At 41.3% G+C, this 19,332-nt stretch carries 15 protein-coding genes; 1 reads left to right on the top strand and 14 read right to left on the bottom strand.

Annotated features, from left to right (window positions below):
- Positions 1-13 precede the first annotated feature (13 nt).
- Positions 14-1,609 carry an ATP-binding cassette domain-containing protein gene (locus GPW69_RS07320; protein ID WP_074391799.1) on the bottom strand — a complete coding sequence of 532 codons (1,596 nt, stop codon included), beginning with the start codon at positions 1,607-1,609 and terminating at the stop codon, positions 14-16.
- 458 nt (positions 1,610-2,067) lie between these two features.
- Positions 2,068-3,612, bottom strand: a complete 1,545-nt coding sequence (locus GPW69_RS07325; RefSeq protein WP_002935863.1) for a peptide chain release factor 3 — start codon at positions 3,610-3,612, stop codon at positions 2,068-2,070.
- Between the two features lie 237 nt (positions 3,613-3,849).
- Between GPW69_RS07325 and GPW69_RS07330 the strand changes: the two genes are divergently transcribed.
- Positions 3,850-6,186 carry a cation-translocating P-type ATPase gene (locus GPW69_RS07330; RefSeq protein WP_044673864.1) on the top strand — a complete coding sequence of 779 codons (2,337 nt, stop codon included), beginning with the start codon at positions 3,850-3,852 and terminating at the stop codon, positions 6,184-6,186.
- 29 nt (positions 6,187-6,215) lie between these two features.
- Here GPW69_RS07330 and GPW69_RS07335 read toward each other — a convergent pair whose 3' ends face one another.
- From GPW69_RS07335 to yycF, 12 genes are all read right to left on the bottom strand, one after another.
- Positions 6,216-6,914 carry a YwaF family protein gene (locus tag GPW69_RS07335; protein ID WP_044681014.1) on the bottom strand — a complete coding sequence of 233 codons (699 nt, stop codon included), beginning with the start codon at positions 6,912-6,914 and terminating at the stop codon, positions 6,216-6,218.
- Between the two features lie 90 nt (positions 6,915-7,004).
- Positions 7,005-8,366 carry a UDP-N-acetylmuramoyl-tripeptide--D-alanyl-D-alanine ligase gene (locus tag GPW69_RS07340; protein ID WP_044683167.1) on the bottom strand — a complete coding sequence of 454 codons (1,362 nt, stop codon included), beginning with the start codon at positions 8,364-8,366 and terminating at the stop codon, positions 7,005-7,007.
- A 54-nt stretch (positions 8,367-8,420) separates the two neighbouring features.
- Positions 8,421-9,089, bottom strand: coding sequence for an ABC transporter ATP-binding protein (locus GPW69_RS07345; RefSeq protein WP_044683166.1), 669 nt, complete (start codon positions 9,087-9,089; stop codon positions 8,421-8,423).
- A gap of 9 nt (positions 9,090-9,098) precedes the next feature.
- Positions 9,099-10,175, bottom strand: a complete 1,077-nt coding sequence (locus tag GPW69_RS07350; protein WP_044683165.1) for an ABC transporter permease — start codon at positions 10,173-10,175, stop codon at positions 9,099-9,101.
- Positions 10,176-10,556 carry an OsmC family protein gene (locus GPW69_RS07355; protein WP_044683164.1) on the bottom strand — a complete coding sequence of 127 codons (381 nt, stop codon included), beginning with the start codon at positions 10,554-10,556 and terminating at the stop codon, positions 10,176-10,178. It abuts the gene before it with no gap.
- A gap of 103 nt (positions 10,557-10,659) precedes the next feature.
- Entirely contained in the window at positions 10,660-11,706 is a 1,047-nt protein-coding gene (locus GPW69_RS07360; protein ID WP_044673859.1) for a D-alanine--D-alanine ligase, read from the bottom strand.
- 104 nt (positions 11,707-11,810) lie between these two features.
- Positions 11,811-12,407, bottom strand: coding sequence for a recombination mediator RecR (gene recR / locus GPW69_RS07365; protein ID WP_002935848.1), 597 nt, complete (start codon positions 12,405-12,407; stop codon positions 11,811-11,813).
- A gap of 8 nt (positions 12,408-12,415) precedes the next feature.
- Positions 12,416-14,491: a penicillin-binding protein PBP2B gene (gene pbp2b, locus GPW69_RS07370; protein ID WP_024413929.1), complete on the bottom strand. Its 2,076-nt coding sequence runs from the start codon at positions 14,489-14,491 to the stop codon at positions 12,416-12,418.
- A gap of 91 nt (positions 14,492-14,582) precedes the next feature.
- A complete protein-coding gene (gene vga(F) / locus GPW69_RS07375; protein ID WP_044681027.1) occupies positions 14,583-15,968 on the bottom strand; it encodes an ABC-F type ribosomal protection protein Vga(F) in 1,386 nt (461 codons plus the stop codon).
- Positions 15,969-16,324: 356 nt separating this feature from the next.
- On the bottom strand, positions 16,325-17,128 hold the full coding sequence (locus GPW69_RS07380) for an MBL fold metallo-hydrolase (protein ID WP_044681030.1): 804 nt from the start codon (positions 17,126-17,128) through the stop codon (positions 16,325-16,327).
- A gap of 6 nt (positions 17,129-17,134) precedes the next feature.
- Positions 17,135-18,484 (bottom strand): cell wall metabolism sensor histidine kinase VicK, encoded by a 1,350-nt coding sequence (vicK, locus tag GPW69_RS07385; RefSeq protein WP_002935841.1) that lies wholly within the window; start codon positions 18,482-18,484, stop codon positions 17,135-17,137.
- Entirely contained in the window at positions 18,477-19,181 is a 705-nt protein-coding gene (yycF, locus tag GPW69_RS07390) for a response regulator YycF (RefSeq protein ID WP_004298854.1), read from the bottom strand. The genes vicK and yycF overlap by 8 nt, the downstream gene beginning before the upstream one ends.
- Positions 19,182-19,332 lie beyond the last annotated feature (151 nt).

Raw genomic sequence — 19,332 nt, forward strand, 5'->3', positions numbered from 1 at the left:
AGGACTTTAAACATCATAACTCAACCTTCTCATCAAAAACGGATAAGAATGATTCACTTTGTGAATGAGTAACCACTATCAACAATTTCTCTTTAATATTAGAAAGAGTCTCTGCAATAAAAGCCTCATTCTCACTATCTAACCCCGTTGTTGGTTCATCAAATAGTAAGACCTCCGCATCTCTATAAAGGGCCCGCGCCAAATCAAATCTCCGCTCTTCACCACCCGATAGTTGTTTAGAGGAGGATAAAGGTGTATCGAATCCAGCCTCCTGTCTCTCAAACCAGTCCAGCAACCCTACTTGTTCTAAACATTTCAGGGCTTTAGCCTCATCCAAAGTTTCAAACAGTGTCAAGTTATCTCCTATAGTTGTTGCAAAAATAGCTGTTTTTTGTGGTAGATAATACATCTTATCAAAATAGGAAGCCTGAGCCACTTCTGAAAGATTAATCTGATTTATGAAAATCGCCCCCTCATCTGGTGATTGAACACCTAGCAAGAGTCTCAGCAATGTCGTCTTCCCACTACCACTTTTACCAACGATAGCATATTTTTTATCAGCAAGAAATTGATAAGAAAAGTTGTCAAATATAGGGTGTTGTTGATTATGGGAACTAACCCTATCTAAAGTTAAAGTCCTTATAGGTTCTGTCAACTCTTGTTGGACTTTGTCTTCATGTGGTTGTCCTTTCAGAATATTCGTCAATTCTTCCACGACCGTTCGACTAGCAAGATACTCTGTAATCAGTCCTGACATGGTTTGAATGGGACTAGCAACCGTTCCCATTAGTGTGGTCATAGCAATCAAGTCTGAAATTTTCAGCATCCCTTGGAAAACAAAGATACCTCCAATAATCCATGAACCAGAATAGACAATACTACTCAAACCGTAAGATACTGCATAGGTTTGAGATTGCTTTTTGGAAAATAGGATGGCTCTTTTAGCGTATTCTTGACTAGAAGTCTCTAGGTTCTTTTCAAAGACTAGCGTAATATTACTAATACGTATGAAAGAAAATGCTTGTACAAACTCACTAAATCGTTTTAAATAGACATTTTTCTCTTCTTGACTTTCTTTAGTCGTATGAGCCAAAATTTTATTATTTATCAACGGTGCTAAGAAAGGGATAAAACAAAGCACCAACATGATAATAGTCATTGTTCCTTGCAAGTAAAGTGCTCCAATTAAGGAGAAAGTAAATACAAGGACACTCGTTACCATTGATAAACCTGGTATTAAAAAGCCATTTTCTAATACATCTAAATGATTCACTAAAACACTTACCCTATCTGAGCTTGCTTTTTCTTCAAATTGAGCAATATCCTCTACTGCATAGGTTGCAACCAACTCATTTCTTGTCAATTCCATGATACGATTGACCAATTTAAACTTGAGATAGCGTGGTAAATAATCAAAATAAATATCACAAATGAAGAATCCAACTGCTATAAGAGAACTTATCAAAAATACCTGCTGATTTCCAGACAAAGCCGACTCAGAAACCCGAGCATAGACGAAACCTGTCGCTGCTAAAATCAGAGCATAAACAACTGAAACCAAGCTATAGATAAAAAATTCTGAACGACACTTTTTTAGGTAATGGAACATTGCTATCGGCACCTCCGATTGATTCGAGTATTTGCTTTTAATACAATTATATTAAAATATTGTTTTTTTTGCAAAAAATCCCCCATAGAAGCGAGGTAAAAGAAAAGGATCGGATTAACCGAGCCTTATTCCTCTATTATTTCGAGTAGATAGTGATTTTCAAAGCTGATTACTGACTTTACGCAAAGAAACTCAAGAATAAAACTAGGCAAGGAGCTGAAGATTGAACTAGAGGTTCATCGAAGCAACTTAACGAAGTTTTAGCTTGATTTTCAAAGCTGAACAGCTGTAAGCTGATACCATCAGCTCCCATCTCCCACCTTTCACCTCGCTTGACATCTCTAGGCTCAGGCTGAAACAGTTCCCCGAACTGTTTCAATCCACCCAGACTTTATTCAACGGTAAACTGACTGCCGTCAGTTCCCATCTCCCGATAGCAAACATCTCCCAGATGTTTGCTACATCTTCTCTTCCAACTCCACATCCGGATATTTGTCCGCGAACCAGCGGAGGGCGAAGTCGTTTTCAAAAAGGAAAACTGGTTGGTCAAAGCGGTCTTTGGCTAGGATGTTGCGGCTTGATGACATGCGTTCATCCAGGTCTTCTGGCTTGATCCAACGGACAGTCTTTTTACCCATTGGGGTCATGACTACCTCGGCATTGTACTCGCCTTCCATGCGGTGTTTGAAAACTTCAAACTGGAGCTGACCAACGGCACCTAGCATATACTCGCCTGTCTGGTAGTTCTTGTAGAGCTGGATAGCTCCTTCTTGCACCAGTTGCTCGATTCCCTTGTGGAAGGATTTTTGTTTCATGACGTTTTTAGCAGAAACTTTCATAAAAATTTCAGGGGTAAAGGTCGGTAGCGGTTCGAATTCAAACTTGTTCTTGCCTACGGTCAAGGTATCTCCTACCTGATAGGTCCCTGTATCGTAAACCCCGATAATGTCACCCGCCACTGCATTTTCCACATTCTCACGAGATTCTGCCATGAACTGCGTCACGTTGGACAACTTGGCTCCCTTGCCTGTACGAGGCAGGTTAACTGCCATACCGCGTTCAAATTCGCCCGAAACCACACGGACAAAGGCAATGCGGTCGCGGTGACGAGGGTCCATGTTAGCTTGGATTTTGAAGACAAAACCTGAAAAGTCCTTGTTGAGCGGGTCAATGACATCCCCTGTCGTTGTCTTGTGACCATGTGGCTCTGGAGCAAACTCCAAGAATGTATCCAGGAAGGTCTGCACACCAAAGTTTGTCAGGGCTGAGCCGAAGAAAACAGGTGTCAAATCGCCGTCCAAAATCGCCTGTTCTGAAAATTCATTCCCAGCTTCCGCCAAAAGTTCAATATCATCTAGAACTTGTGCATAAAAGGGGTTAGAACCAAAGAGCTTGTCACCCTCGTCCAAGCTTGCAAAACGCTCATCACCTCGGTAGAGTTCCAAGCGTTTGTTATGAAGGTCATAGAGACCCTCGAAAGATTTCCCCATACCAATCGGCCAGTTCATCGGATAGCTAGCGATGCCCAAGACTTCTTCCAACTCCTGCAACAAATCCAATGGCTCACGGCCATCACGGTCCAACTTGTTGATAAAAGTGAAAACAGGAATGTTGCGGTGCTTCACAACCTCAAAGAGCTTTTTGGTCTGGGCCTCGATACCTTTGGCAGAGTCCACCACCATGACAGCCGCATCCACCGCCATCAAGGTACGATAGGTATCCTCAGAGAAGTCCTCGTGCCCTGGTGTATCCAAGATATTGACACGCTTGCCTGCGTAGTCAAACTGCATAACAGAGGAGGTAACAGAGATACCACGTTGTTTCTCAATATCCATCCAGTCAGACTTGGCAAAATTACCAGTCTTTTTCCCCTTGACCGTACCTGCTTCACGAATCTCACCCCCAAAGTAGAGCAACTGCTCGGTAATGGTGGTCTTACCCGCGTCCGGGTGAGAGATAATCGCAAAGGTGCGGCGTTTCTTGATTTCTTCTTGTAGTGACATAATGTTTCCTTTTCATTTTTTTGTATTTTGATTCATAGCAGAGCTGAGCTCTTATCTTATTCGATTTACATTGGATTCATCCTTATTCTTTACTAGACAACTCTCTTATTATATCGGAAATAAGGGAATTTTTCAAACTATTGAAGAATAGGTCTACAGACCTATACTGTTGTATTATAAATATGTTACAATAAGTATGAGATGCATTCTATATACTAGAAAAAGAAAGATAAAATAATGAACAAAAAAATAAAAGGTTTATCAACCAAGGAAGTACAAGAACGTATTCAAAACCAGCAAACCAATCATTTTAAGACAAAGACCAGCGCCAGTAATTGGGAAATCTTCAGACGAAATGTGTTTACATCTTTTAACGCACTCAATTTTGCCATTTTCTTAGCCTTACTAGCTGTTCAGGCATGGTCCAACCTTTTCTTCTTCGGAGTCATTGTCCTCAACGCTGTTTCAGGAATGCTGACAGAATGGCGGGCACGACGAATGATTGACAAACTCAACCTGATGAACAAGGATTTTATCCGAGTTGTTCGTGACGGCGAGACAATCTCTATTGCACCAGAAGATATTGTCTTAGATGATGTTCTCTTGCTGTCTGCTGGCGAACAAGTTCCTAGTGATGCTATTGTTTTAGAAGGTATAGCCGAGGCAAACGAGGCCATGTTAACTGGTGAAAGCGACTTGATTGTGAAAAATAATGGGGCTGAATTATTGTCTGGTAGCTATCTAGTTAGCGGACAGATTTATGCAAAAGTCATCCATGTTGGCGCAGAAAACTATGCCAATAAGCTCATGCTTGAGGCGAAAACTCACAAACCTATCGTCTCTCGTATTCTTTACAATATGGATAAAATTGCTAAATTTACAGGAAAAATTATCATTCCATTCGGACTCGCTCTTTTTCTAGAAGCCTTTTTCATCAAACTTCTTCCCTTAAAAGACTCAGTTATTACCAGCTCTACTGCCCTACTAGGTATGTTACCAAAGGGAATTGCTCTGCTAACCATCACTTCTCTCTTAACTGCCGTTATCAAACTTGGAATGAAAAATGTCCTCGTACAAGAAATGTATTCCGTCGAAACACTTGCCCGAGTTGATGTTCTTTGTTTGGATAAGACCGGAACGATTACTCAGGGGAAAATGACCGTCGAAAACCTGCTCCCCTTAAACAACCATTATTCACTTGACACTATCCAACAGATACTCGCTACCTATATCCAGACAAGTGAGGATACTAATTCAACAGCTCAGGCCATTCGAAAAGAATATGGTGATTTAGAGCACCACTATAAAGCTAGTCACATCATTCCATTTTCTAGTGATAGAAAATGGGGAGCAATGACAATAGAAAACATTGGTCGCATTTTTCTAGGGGCACCAGAAATGTTACTAACACAAAATCCTCCTTCTGTTTCTGAGGCACAGGCTCGTGGTTCCCGTGTCCTGATTCTTGCGCTTAGCCAACAGTCCCTTCCTTCTTCTCAAAATCAGCTACCTGAGAATATTGAACCTCTAGCTCTATTAGAAATTGCCGACCCAATCCGAGAAGACGCCGCAGAAACACTAGCCTATCTTCGCTCGCAAGAGGTGATACTAAAAATAATCTCTGGCGACAATCCTGTGACTGTCTCACACATTGCTAAGGAAGCTGGATTTGCTGACTACGATAGTTATATCGATTGTTCCAAAGTTGACGACGAAGCACTAATTGCCAGAGCTGAAACAACCGCCATTTTCGGTCGCGTATCCCCACATCAGAAAAAATTGCTCATCCAAACCCTCAAAGCACAGGGACATACTACTGCAATGACCGGTGATGGGGTCAATGATATTCTTGCACTACGCGAAGCTGATTGTTCCATTGTTATGGCAGAAGGCGATCCCGCTACTAGACAAATCGCTAATCTAGTCCTCCTAGATTCTGAATTTCGAGATATTCCTGAGATTCTCTTTGAGGGACGACGCGTTGTTAATAACATCTCCCACATTGCTCCCATCTTTCTTATCAAAACAATCTACTCTTTCTTACTTGGCCTTATCTGTATCGCTAGTATCGCCCTAGGTAAAGCAGAATATTTGTTAGTTTTCCCATTTATTCAGATACAAATGACCCTCATTGGTCAATTTGTTGAAGGTTTTCCTCCTTTTATCCTAACCTTTGAACGAAATATCCGCCCCGTAGAAAAACATTTTCTCAGAAAATCTCTTCTCTTAGCCCTACCAAATGCTCTCATGGTTGTTCTCAGTGTCCTTATTTTCCATTTACTGCAAGTCTTTGGATACTTAAACTTGCATGACATGCAAACCCTCTCTTATTATGTTCTTGGTTCAACAGGTCTACTGGCTGTCATTCGTGCCTGTTTGCCACTGACAAAAGCTCGACTGGCTCTTATTATTTATTCCGTTTTCGGTTTCTTCATCAGCTCCCATTTCCTACACGGTCTGATTGAAATCCACCCCCTAAACAGTCACACATTGCCAATCTATTCTGGATTAATGCTTATTTTTATCCCTGTCTTTTTCTGGATTAGCTACAAACAAGGCGCATTTAAAAACTAAAATAAGACTTGAAAAACTAATTTCAAATCTTATTTTTTCAATATCTGCGAATTCATTTGTTTGCTTTCTTTTTTCAAATAGGCAATCAGCATAGCTTGTATACTCAAAATAGAGAAACAGAGTAGGCAAGTTACCAAGAAGAAATTCAAAGGAAGATTATTAGTATTCACTAAAGGTGCCTGTCTTAAAAATCCATAATTTCCACCAGTTAAAAGAGCTACTCCTAGAATCAGCATATTCATAATAAGCGTATATTTCACTACCTCTTTCCCCTTCAACATCTCCCCTTCTAAATCAGATAACAGGTACAACATACAATTAACGGTCAAGGCATAGTGGCCAATAACAAAAGTAAAGAAGGTAAGGTGTGGGAAAGCAAATGGATCAAATACCGGATGAATAAAGGCCGAAAGCGATCCGAAAAGACCGAGATAAGCAAAATAACGTTTCAGAGGTCCGGGCTTCGCCCAAAGAATAAAGAGCATGGCCAAGCGACAATGATAAAAAGGAAGACTCTCTGAAAGAGGAAAATCAGCTACGATATACCAAGTATAAAGGGAGACAATCTGTATAAATTGAAGCCACCAAAAAACAATATGAAACCATCTTTTTTGATAACAACGAAAACAAAGACGGAGCATGAAAAACCAAATAATCATGAGAAACAGATGTTCCAATACGTTCAGGTTCGGTGCTTCAGAAATCTGATTGCTAAAAAAATCACTCATCTTTATTAAATTCCTCTCTTTTCTCAGAAGTTAGTATATCAACTTTTCGATATTTTGACAAGACTTGCTAAAAAGAGAGGTCTTGCCTCTCTACTTTTCTATTGCTTCCACCACTTTTCCAAGGTTCATAGAATTAGAGCCTTTAAAGAGGATTTGGTCTTTCCCACCAAGGACTTCCTTGACTTGCTTCACCAGGTCTTCAAATTGGTCCTGCTCTGCATTTTTCCTAAAGAAATAGACTTTTCCAATCGGAAACATCTGACTAGCCAGCTGGGCCAATTCTTCAATGTCCTGACCGTAGAAAATGACGGTGTCTAGCACATCAGGCGACAGGCTTAGAATCATCTGATTGTGGAGATCGACTGACTGGCTACCCAGTTCTTTCATATCTGCTAAAACAGCGATTTTCTTGCCGCCTTCATTGGCTGGAATGCTAGAGAAGGTTTCCAAAATCAAGCGCATAGCGGTTGGATTGGCATTGTAGACATCGCTGAGTATGTCGGCTCCGTTGGCTGCTTTTTTCCACTCGGTGCGGTTGCGGGTCAAGTTAAGACTGGCAAGGGCCGACTTGATGGCCTCATCAGGCACACCCAAGGTCTTCCCCACATAGCTTGCTACCATGGCATTGGTGGCATTGTACTTGCCCGTTACTGGGAGGAAAATGTCGCCGTCCATAAAGTTGACGGTGAAGGTTAGGCTATCTTTTGACTCGACCAGACTGGTCACCTGCAAATCAGCCTGTTCACCGAAACGAATGAGTTCTACATGGCTCGGCAAGAGCTTATCCGCAATCGGATCTGCTGGAATCAAGAGTTTACTACCAGCTGTCATTCCATCCGCAATCTGTAATTTTCCTTTGGCGATCTCTTCACGTGAGCCGAAAAATTCCAGATGGGCTTCTCCAAAAAGGGTAATAACTGATAGACTTGGTTTGGCAATTTCAGATAGGAGATGAATGTCTCCCAAGTGGTCTTGGCCCATTTCCAATACCAGTTTTTCTGTATCGTCAGGCATATGGAGGACGGTGTAAGGCAGACCAATTTCGTTGTTGTAGTTGCCTTGTGTCTTGTAAGTCTTGTAAGTCGTCGCCAGAACATCGTGAATCATGTCCTTGGTGGTCGTTTTACCGTTTGAGCCTGTCACAGCAATGACTTCTACCCCTGTTTTCTCTAGGTAGTAGGCCGCTAATTGTTGAAGCGCAGCCAAGCAGTCATCTACTAGGATGTGGGGAACATCAAGGCTGACTTCCGAAAGGGTTACTGCGCAGCCATTTTCAAAAGCTACAGGAATAAAGTCATGACCGTCACGCGCACCCTTTAGGGGAACAAAGAGGTCGCCAGTTGTGACGAGTCGGCTATCGAACTCGACCTTGTTGAGTGCTGTATCAGGATAAAGACTAATATCATTTTTTGCGCCCAAGACCTGAGCGACTTCGTGTAAGATTAATTTCATTGTTTTCTCCAATAAACTAAAAAAGAGCTTTCGCTCTTTCTATTATACCACTTTTTATCGAACTTGAGTGAGGACACCATCTTTCATCTCATATACCTTGTCACATTTTTCAATCATGCGCTGGTCATGCGTTACCATGATGATGGATTTGTTTCGTTCTTTGGCTTCCTTCACTAATAACTCAACCACTTCAAAAGCACGATTACTGTCTAGACTGGCTGTCGGTTCATCAGCAAGAATCAAGGCTGGATCATTGTAGAGCGCACGGGCAATAGCTACACGCTGCCGTTCTCCGCCTGACAAATCCTTAGGAAACTTGTTTTTGAGATGGTCCACACCCAATTCAGATAGAAGCTCATTTCGCTTGCTCGGATCAGCTTTCTTATTGACCTTATCAACCAAGGTTAATTGTTTTTCGACTGTTAAAAATGGGATCAAATTGGAAGCCTGCAAGACAAAACCAATGTTCTTATAGCGCAATTTGGCACGTTTTTTCTCAGGTAAATCAGAATAATCCGATTGATTGATTAAAACACGACCTGTTGTCGGCGTTTGTAAACCACCTGCCAAGGTCAAAAAAGTTGATTTCCCAGACCCGGACGGTCCGATGATTGCGACAAATTCGCCTTCTTCAATGCTAAAATTAGTCGGTTTAAGAGCCGTAATGGTTTGACTGCCATCTTGGAAGGTCTTACTAATATTTTCAAAAATAAGTGTTTTCATAACAACCTCCTAAGATAGATTTCGTAATGGATCTACCTTAAAGATAGAACGTACAGAGAAACTAGCACCCAATAGGGCAAATACAACTAGTGCTAGGCCGATTACAATATAGAAGGTCCAGTTATTCTCAAATGGAACAGCGCTTGGCAAGACAAGGGATGACAAATAAGTTCCAGCCAATCCAAGGACGGTTCCCAAACCAGCAAGTAGGAAGGTTTGAGCCAGTACAGAACCTGAAATATAGCCATTTGAAAGACCTTGAATTTTCATCAAGCCAAAAATCGGTGATTTCTGTGTTGTCAAAACAAAGATAAAAATACCAATAACAATGGCTGAGATGACAATCAAGAATCCTATCATAAAGCCAAAGGTCATATTTTGTGCCTTATATCCTGGCAGATTTTCAATAAAGTCTGCAATGGCAACTTTTTCCAGCTCATCTGGTACAGAAGCGACATCTCCACGAACGACAATGGCACTAGCAAGATTACTCGTTGCTGCTTGTTGTTTATCAGCCTGCATCAATTCTGCAAACGCCGTAATGTCCATATAGACAACAGGCGCCACTCCAAAATAAGCATTGTCTGTATAACCTACAATGGTCACTTTTTCATCAGTTCCCGACAGATAGACTTCATCACCTAGCCCAAAACCTTCTACTTCTGACAAGGTTTTGTCTACAACGACTTCTCCCGTTTTTTCATACAAACGACCTTCTACAATATTTGGGACGATAAAACTATCAGACTCAACGGCAAAGATGTTTACCTTTTCTTTTTCGTCTGAGGTGGCATTTTCATCCACATAGGCAACTCCAGCTTGTTGGCGAATCAAGGCTTTGTCACCAGCGTCCACCCGATCAAGCAAGGCTGTATCAATTTTTGAAGCTGTTATCAAACGATTGCTTTCTGAATTAAGTAAGACATAATCTGCCTGCCACTTGTCAACAGCTGTTCTATTCTCCTGCATGAGACCATAAGCCAAACCTGTCAGGAAAAAGACCAAGTAGGCTATAAGGACTAGCAGGCCCAAAATCAAGCCGTAACGCAACTTATTTTGTCGCATTTCTTCAATTGCTAAAAACATCTACTCCACACTTTCTAAGACATAAAAACTTGTCTCAAACTTCAAGTCTTCCCTCAAAAGATCTTTGACTTTACATTTCTTTTCCACATAGGCAAGAATCTCTTTCTGCTTTTGCGCTGAAACCGACTCTCCAATTCCAATCAACACCTCAAAATGCTGATTGTCCAAGCGACTCTCCACCTGAACAGGCATGGTTTTATTGCCTTCTTGGCTGGCATAGTAGCCCTGCACACACATGGTCACACAGGCAGCTAAGCCAATGTTCACAAGGCTTACGGGAGTTTCTCCCTGCTCTGTTACACCAAAAGTATGAACTGGTTCTCCATAACCTTGAGAAACTGCCTGAAACAGACCTTCCCCTTTTACCGTCGTTTGATACATAAACACCTCCACATACTTGAAACCATTCTATTCTTTTTTGCAACCCTTTGCAAGAATGTGAACTAGAAAAAGATTGGAAATTTTCCAATCCTTTTCATTCTCATTAAATCAAATGACTTTCACGTTTTTCAAACATTTCCTTGGCCAAACGAACAAGCTCTTCAATCAAGTCTGGGTAAGCAAGTCCCATATTATCCCAAAGGAGTGGATACATAGACCACTGAGTAAAGCCTGGCATGGTGTTGAGCTCATTCAGGAAGATGTCTCCGTCTTCAGTCAGGAAGAAATCACAGCGAGAAAGGCCACAACCACCGATAGCACGGAAGGCCTTGGCAGCATTGTCCCGCATGGTATCCATGATAGACTCATCAATCTTAGCTGGAATTTCCATGGTGATTTTGTTGTCGATGTATTTGGCATCGTAGTCATAAAAAGCAACGTCTTTGACTACTTCACCAGGAAGTGTCGTTTTCACGTCAGCATTTCCCAAAAGACCAACCTCAATCTCACGCGCATTAACCCCCTGCTCAACGAGGACACGGCTGTCATACTTGAAAGCCAGATCAAGCGCCTTACGCAAGCCAGCTAAATCCTCTGCCTTAGAGATACCGACACTTGATCCCATATTAGCTGGTTTTACAAAGACCGGATAAGTCAATTTTTCTTCAATCTCTGCAATCTTATCGTCGATAGTTTCACCCTCGATAACTGCCACATAAGGTACTTGGGAGATTCCTGCTGATTCAAGAACGCGCTTAGTTGTAATCTTGTCCATGGCAACGCTGGAAGACAAGATGTTGGTACCCACGTACGGCATACGAAGTACTTCCAAGAAGCCTTGAATTGACCCGTCTTCTCCCATTGGTCCATGAAGAACAGGGAAAACGACTGCCTTTTCTTCATAAATATCGCTCGGACGGATTTTTTGCTCTTCAACAATTGTCGCGTTTGTCATGAGTTTTTCATCGGCAGACGGTGTTTGAGAAAACTCTTGCGTCTTAATAAAGTCCCCAGTTTGTGTGATGAAATAGGTTTTGACAAAAAATTTATCATAATTGATGGCACGCATGACGCTTTCGGCAGACAGAACGGATACCTCACGCTCTGCAGAACGCCCACCATATAGTAAAATCAAGGTTTCTTTTGACATATATTTTCCTTCCTGTATCAACGCTATTACTCTTAGTATAGCATAATTTAACAAATCATATCTATCCTATCTTAAAATTAGGAACGTATCTAACTACAGAGCAGCTATAGCTCTGTACGGTTTTCAATAGCCCTCAACAGGGTCACTTCATCTGCATATTCAATATCACTGCCTACCGCTAAGCCACGAGCTAGTCGGGTTACTTTGATTCCCGCAGGTTTGAGGACACGTGATATATACATAGATGTAGCCTCTCCATCTGCTGTTGCATTGGTCGCCACAATAACTTCTGTAACCTCATTGTCCATCAGGCGAGTGAGAAGGGTTTTCAAATTAATATCATCTGGTCCGATACCATTCATGGGGGAAATCAAGCCATGCAAGACATGATAAAGACCGTGGTATTCTTGAATATTTTCCAAAGCTGTAACATCTCGACTATCCTCTACAATCAAAATAGTAGATTGGTCTCGCGTTGAGTCCTGGCAAATGGCACAGGGGTCCTGATCTGTCAAATTACCACAAATAGAGCAATAAGATAGGTCTCGCTTGGCTGCCAATAAATTTTTCGCAAATTCATTAACGACATCATCCTCCATGCCAATAGTATAAAAAGCTAAACGGGTAGCCGTTTTTATACCGATACCTGGCAATTTAGAATAACTATCAATTAACTTGGCAATAGGTGTAGGGTAAAGCATAAGCCTCCTTAATTCATTGGGTGAAGTGATTGATATAAATTGATAATTTCTTGAGTAATTGTCTTAGTAGTTGTTGAACTTTGATTGGTCAAATTTGGTAGGACAACTGCTACCGCAATTTGAGGATTATCACTAGGTGCATAAGCAACAACGTTGGTATTGACCGCAGTAACCACATCCCCAGAAGCTGTCGTTGTATAGGTTTCGGCTGTACCAGTCTTGGCACTGATGGTCACAGCCGCACCACGACCGATAGCACTACCTGTATTAAAGCGCCCACTACCATTGACAACTTGGTAGAAACCTTGACGAAGAAGAGACATATCTTCAGCGGAAATATTAACCTGATTCATCTCCTTACCAGATACGGTTTCAATTAATTCTCCCAAACCACCTTGGGCATTATTCCCATAAATTCCCTCAACGAGGTGTGGAGAAATCCGTGTTCCATTATTCGCAATGGTCGCTGCATACTGTGCCATCTGCATCGGTGTATAGTTATCAAACTGTCCAAAAGCGTTGGTAATAAAGTTGGCTGTCGAATACTCTTCCGGTAAAAATCCTGTAGATTCGAGTGGCAGGTCAATACCTGTTGACGCACCTAAACCATACTCTGCAAAAGTCGAACGAAGCTTAGTCATGGCATTTGTCAATGTATCGCCATCATTCAAATACATGTTAGCTGAATAGGTCTGACCAAGTAGTCCTAAGGCAATCTTAACCATGTAGACGTTAGAAGAATATTCTAGAGCCTCTGTCGCATCAATATTAAAACTACCATAGGCCCCATACCAAGATGTAATTGGTGCTGAACCTGCAAAATATATTGGTTCGTCTAACTGCACTTGATTGCCACTGATAACTCCATTTTCCCAACCAGAGCTGATTGTCGCTCCTTTGACGATGGAACCTGGTGTGAAAACACTTGTAATAGTACCAAGGGCATCTTCTGTTATGCTACCTGCTCCTTTTTCATGACTGTATCCCGACATGGCAAGCACCGCACCTGTTGAAGGTTCCAATGCGACTGCATAAACTCCTTCCGAGTAAAGTGCACTACCAGTAGCCAGCTCACTTTCAAAGTATTTTTTCAAAATAGCATTGACCCCATCTTGAAAGGCTAAATCAATAGTCAGTTTAATATTATTTCCCTGCTGCCCTTCTTGAATTGTCTCAATACTTTCGACATTGCCATTTCGATCAAGGTTGATTTGTTTTTTCTCACGTTGACCTTGTAAGACTTCTTCATATTGTTTCTCGAGGTAGGCAGTTCCCACACGGTCATTTGGTGAGTAGCCCTTGGAGAGATAGTATTCCGCATCTTCCGCAGGCAAACCAGCCTGTTCACTCGTTACTGTACCAATAATAGAGCTGAGGGAAGTTGGTAAAATCGTCCGTTGCCAGTTGTTAGTCGTTGAAATGCCTGGAAGTTGACTTTCATTGGCTACAATATGAGCAACCTGTTCAGCAGTTAGAGTATCTGTTACCAAATTAACAGTAGAGAAGTAAGTAGCTCCATTCATCTGCTTAAACAGTTCAATCGCCTTGCTATCTTGCTCAGAATATTGTAACGCTTCAGCAGGGATACTATCAACCGCATTAGAATAAATTGTCGATTCACTCAGGTAGTTGCCATCAGAATCGTATTTTTTATCTTCTGGCAAGGCCTCGACTACCTGACGATAAACTTCTTCATCCGCCAAATAATAGTCTGCCTTATCACGTTGAGTAATTGTTACGTCCGACACATTGACCCACTGCAAGAGTTTATTAGCTACTTCTTTCATTTCCTGAGCAGACATCTTGTTGGAACGTGTGAAGGAGACAACCTGCTGAATCTCGTTTTCAACCAAAGGTTTTCCCTGTGCATCGTAAATCTGCCCACGGATAGAGCCATTGCTGATGATTTTCTGACTGGCAGTAGACAGCTTATTACTATAAAAATCATGATTGATAATCTGCATATCTGCCAGACGCAATATCAAAACTAGGAAAAGAAAAATCACGATAGAAAATAAAATATTTAAACGAAGGGAAATAAAATTTCCATCGTGTTCCAAAGGCTTGTTCTTTCTTTTTTTCACTTCAAAGACCTCATTCTAGAAATATCCTTCTTATTATACCACAGGCAAAAAATATTTTTTAGACAGAGCCTCCTTTTCAGAAAATATTTTCTTATGATTTCTTCACGAGACAAGCTTGCACTATCTCCCATTGACTGTGAACAGATGTTTCCACAAACTGTTGATCATGGGAAATCAAGAGGACACTTCCTTCATATTCTTTCAAGAATGTTTCCAAAGCCTCAATAGCTGCCATATCTAGAAAATTTGTCGGTTCATCTAATATCAAAAGATTTGCATCCGCCACCAATACCTTAGCTAAGGAGAGACGCACACGCTCACCACCAGACAGATTTGCTACCTTCTGCTGAGCCTTATCGTAAGAAAGTCCTAACATACCTAATAAATTGAGAATCGTCATCCTATCTTGAAGAGAGGTACAACTAACATTTTCAAAAGCAGTCTTTTCTTCATCAAGGTTTATCAAATCCTGTGCAAAATAAGCAATTTTTAACTTAGGATTATAATAGCCTGCTAATTCTTTCCTTAATAATTTTTGGACAAAACTAGTCTTTCCAGAACCATTCGCCCCCACTAAGGCTAACTTCTCCCCAAACGTCATCCCTATCTGAGGGAAACCAAATAAATACTTTTCCCTAATCCAGAGCTGACCAGCCTGTAAGCGAAAGAGGCTGTGAAGACCAGTATCCAAAGCACCTTTCGCTTCCATCTTTACCCACGCCTCCTTTCTGGGCTGACTAACCTTTTCCAACCTCTCAATCCTTTTCTCTAACTGTTTAGCAGACTTAGCCATTGACTTGGCTTGACTATCATAGGAACCCATCATAGCACTGACTTTCCACTCAGACGATGAAACACTTTTCTTTCTCTTCCCCATCTTCTGAGCCTTGACCTGACGCTCTTGTTGGGCTTTTTTTAGTTGAGCGACTTTTTTCTGATAGGCTTCATAAGCCTCCTGCTGTCCTTCTCGCCTAGCCCGGCGACTTTCTACAAACGCCTCGTAATTCCCTGTATAGACCTGAATACTTCCTTCTTCTAAATGCCAAATGTGACTGGCTATTTGATTGAGAAAATGCCGATCATGACTGACAACCAGTAGACTTCCACGATAGCGTTTGATTTGTTTGATCAGCTTTTTCTGATGTTCTTGATCCAAATTGGCAGTTGGTTCATCCATGATTAACAACTGTGGTCTTTGGGCAAAAGCCTCTTGAATAGACTTCCAAACCTGTTCCCCACCTGAAAGCGAGCTCCTTTCCTGTAACTGGGGCACATAGGCCCAGTCTGCTTTTACCTCAATCTGACCAGCAAAATCCCTATCTAGTCCCAGCAAGATTTTCAAAAAAGTAGACTTGCCAACACCGTTATTTCCAACCAAACCAACCTTTTGACCAGCTTGAAGGCTCAACTGCTTGATTGTAAACAAACTTCGTCCCGCAAATTCCTTCTCTAATTGAATACATTTCATTACTTCCATATAGACCTCTTTTCTTCACAAAAAGGGCCCCTATTCTGCTCAATGAACAAGAAAAAAGCCATGCAAAACATGACCTTTCCCTATGGAAAAAGTCACATGAATAGTAAGCCCTTATGAGCAGTCTTATCCCTTGTGTAGTCATTTAGTTTATCTTCTATTACTTCGTTAACTCGCTTTGCCGTACTTCAGTACAGCCTGCAGCTCGTTGCCTAGTACTAAAAGCAAACTAAAAGACTAAATTATCAAATAATTGATTTTCAACAAGTTTTAAGAACGACTAATAAGTAGCTTAATTATTCATGTAACTTCACCTCACGTATTTTATATATTTATTCTAAACAAGTTAAATGAATTTGTCAAATCTTGGTCAAGGCAGTCGCTGTATCTGGCGATGTGTCATAGACTTGGAAATCTACTCCAACTCCTAAATCAGCCTGCGCCAACTGATTAACCATGGTCATGTGAGCCAATTCCTTGATATTGTTTTCCTTTGACAAATGCCCTAGGTAAATCTTTTTGGTCCGATTTCCAAGTGAGCGAATCATGGCATCAGCTCCATCTTCGTTACAAAGATGGCCCTTATCGGATAGAATCCGTTGCTTCAAATTCCATGAATAAGAACCCGAGCGCAAAATTTCAATATCATGGTTCGATTCAATCAAATAAGCATCGGCATTTTCTACAATTCCAACCATGCGGTCACTGACATAGCCTGTATCCGTCAATATAACAAAGGATTTGTCATCCTTCATAAAACGGTAAAATTGCGGACATGCAGCATCGTGACTAACTCCAAAGGACTCAATGTCTAGGTCGCCAAAAGTCTTCATAGCACCCAATTCGAAGATATGTTTTTGAGCCACATCAATCTTGCCCAATTTGCTCTCCATAGCCTGCCAGGTCAATTCATTGGCATAAATGTCCATCCCATACTTACGTGCTAAAACACCGATACCATGGATGTGATCACTATGTTCATGCGTTACCAGGATAGCATCAATATCCTCAGGCTTTCGGTCAATTTCCGCCAAAAGACTGGTAATCTTTTTCCCTGATAAGCCAGCATCCACTAAGATTTTCTTTTTATCTGTTTCCAAGTAAAAACAATTCCCGCTGGACCCCGAAGCTAAAATACTATAATTAAAACCTTTTCCGATCATATTCTCCTATTCTTCCTCATCTGAATCATCCCACTCATCTAGTGCGATGTCCTTGCTGTACGGCAAGACAATTGTAAACGTTGAGCCATGACCATATTCGCTTTTAGCCCAGATAAAGCCCTTATGTTGTTTTACGATTTCTTTTGCAATAGCTAAACCAAGACCTGTACCACCTTGGGCACGAGATCGTGCCTTGTCCACGCGATAGAATCGGTCAAAAATTCTAGGTAAATCTGCTTTCGGAATCCCCAGACCTTCGTCTGAGACGGACACAATCAACTGGCTATCTGTGGTCTTCATGCTGAAGGTAATTGTCCCGCCGTCTGGCGAATATTTAATGGCATTATTTAAGATATTATCCAAAACCTGAGTCATCTTATCTGTATCAATCTCAACCCAAATAGGACTGATTTGATAGTCACGAACAATCGTATAGACCTTATCAGAATCAGCATTTTTCATTTGGTCAAAACGGTTAAGAATAAAGGTCACAAAAGCAGTAAAGTTTATCAGTTCGACATCTATCTGACCAACCTGATTATCAATGCGCGATAAACTTAGGAGGTCTGTAATCATCCGCATCATGCGGTTGGTCTCATCTAAGGATACCTTAACAAAACTCGGTGCAACAGACTCCGTTAGCGCTCCCTCATCCAGAGCCTCTAGATAGGATTTGACGGAAGTCAATGGCGTACGCAATTCATGACTCACATTTGACACAAACAGCCTACGTTCCCGTTCTTCCTTGGCCTGCTCGGTCATATCATGTAAGACGACAACCAAGCCAGAAATCAGACCACTCTCACTACGAATCGTGGCAAAATTAGCGCGTAAAGTCAGAAATTCTTCGTTTTCATTGGTGTGATCAATCACAATCTCAGGTGTCTGAGCCAACAAATCTCTCAATGTGTAACGATCTGATAAATCTAAAACCTCGAGCAGGTGATACTGCTCCTGCTTTTGGCTAGAAAGCCCCAACTGTTTCTGGGCCATATCGTTAATCATGATGATCCGTCCGATACGGTCTGTAGCAATAACACCGTCACTCATATAGGACAAGATGGAAGTCAGACGCGTCTTTTCTTGTTCTAAATTATCATGAGTTAAGCGGATGACCTCGGACAGATCATTAAGAGAATTCGCCATGTCTGTGATTTCAGGACTTCCCCTCATGTCTAACACATCTGCATAATTCCCCTCAATTAAGGCGTTGACTTTTTGATTGAGTTGTTTAATTTGCTTATTATCCCGATAGTTTTCAATCAAAAGGACCGTCAGAGCAATTAGAAAGCCAATCAAAATGACAACAAACCAAAATTCTGCCGTGGTCATTAAATAACGTAATTGATTAATCATTTCCTTTTATAAAATATCCCACTCCGCGACGAGTAAGAATGTATTCTGGTCTGCTTGGTGTATCTTCAATTTTCTCACGCAGACGACGAATCGTTACATCCACCGTGCGGACATCACCAAAGTAATCATAACCCCAAACTGTTTCCAATAGATGTTCTCGAGTCATAACCTGACCTAAGTGTTTGGCCAGATGGTGGAGCAATTCAAACTCACGATGGGTCAGCTCCAGCTCTTTGCCATGCTTCTTAGCGACAAACGCATCAGGCAGAATGACCAAATCGCCAATCACCAACTCTGGAGTCCCTGTTGACTCAATATTTGTCTGCGTCTCTGCCAATTCACTACGACGAAGAAGAGCCTTAACACGCGCCTGCAATTCACGATTAGAGAAGGGCTTGGTCACATAATCATCCGCCCCGATTTCAAGCCCGATAACCTTATCAAATTCGCTATCTTTAGCAGATAACATCAAGATTGGAACATTGCTGGTCTTACGAATCGTTCGAGCGACTTCTAGTCCGTCCAATTCTGGCAGCATCAAGTCCAAAATGACAATGTCAGGAAACTCAGCCTCAAAGACTTCCAAGGCTTCACGTCCATCGAAAGCTGTCACAACTTCATATCCCTCGCGCGTCATATTAAACTTAATAATATCTGAGATTGGTTTTTCATCATCTACAATTAATATTTTTTTCATTAGTATCTTACCTTTGCTTTATTTCTTCTATTATATCAAACTTACCTAAAAAATTCATATTTCAAAACCACCTGACACAGCTATGTCACATTTTATAACATACAATACATTAAATTGTCAGAATTTACTTGACATTGTATATAGGCAGTGC

Source organism: Streptococcus suis (genome assembly GCF_902702775.1).
GTDB lineage: Bacteria > Bacillota > Bacilli > Lactobacillales > Streptococcaceae > Streptococcus > Streptococcus hashimotonensis.

Coding starts and splice junctions, on each gene's coding strand:
- GPW69_RS07320 (WP_074391799.1), bottom strand. CDS start 1,609: ATGTTCCATTACCTAAAAAAGTGTCGTTCAGAATTTTTTATCTATAGC.
- vicK (WP_002935841.1), bottom strand. CDS start 18,484: ATGATTAATCAATTACGTTATTTAATGACCACGGCAGAATTTTGGTTT.
- GPW69_RS07340 (WP_044683167.1), bottom strand. CDS start 8,366: ATGAAATTAATCTTACACGAAGTCGCTCAGGTCTTGGGCGCAAAAAAT.
- GPW69_RS07325 (WP_002935863.1), bottom strand. CDS start 3,612: ATGTCACTACAAGAAGAAATCAAGAAACGCCGCACCTTTGCGATTATC.
- GPW69_RS07330 (WP_044673864.1), top strand. CDS start 3,850: ATGAACAAAAAAATAAAAGGTTTATCAACCAAGGAAGTACAAGAACGT.
- GPW69_RS07335 (WP_044681014.1), bottom strand. CDS start 6,914: ATGAGTGATTTTTTTAGCAATCAGATTTCTGAAGCACCGAACCTGAAC.
- recR (WP_002935848.1), bottom strand. CDS start 12,407: ATGCTTTACCCTACACCTATTGCCAAGTTAATTGATAGTTATTCTAAA.
- GPW69_RS07355 (WP_044683164.1), bottom strand. CDS start 10,556: ATGTATCAAACGACGGTAAAAGGGGAAGGTCTGTTTCAGGCAGTTTCT.
- GPW69_RS07360 (WP_044673859.1), bottom strand. CDS start 11,706: ATGTCAAAAGAAACCTTGATTTTACTATATGGTGGGCGTTCTGCAGAG.
- GPW69_RS07345 (WP_044683166.1), bottom strand. CDS start 9,089: ATGAAAACACTTATTTTTGAAAATATTAGTAAGACCTTCCAAGATGGC.
- yycF (WP_004298854.1), bottom strand. CDS start 19,181: ATGAAAAAAATATTAATTGTAGATGATGAAAAACCAATCTCAGATATT.
- GPW69_RS07350 (WP_044683165.1), bottom strand. CDS start 10,175: ATGTTTTTAGCAATTGAAGAAATGCGACAAAATAAGTTGCGTTACGGC.
- GPW69_RS07380 (WP_044681030.1), bottom strand. CDS start 17,128: ATGATCGGAAAAGGTTTTAATTATAGTATTTTAGCTTCGGGGTCCAGC.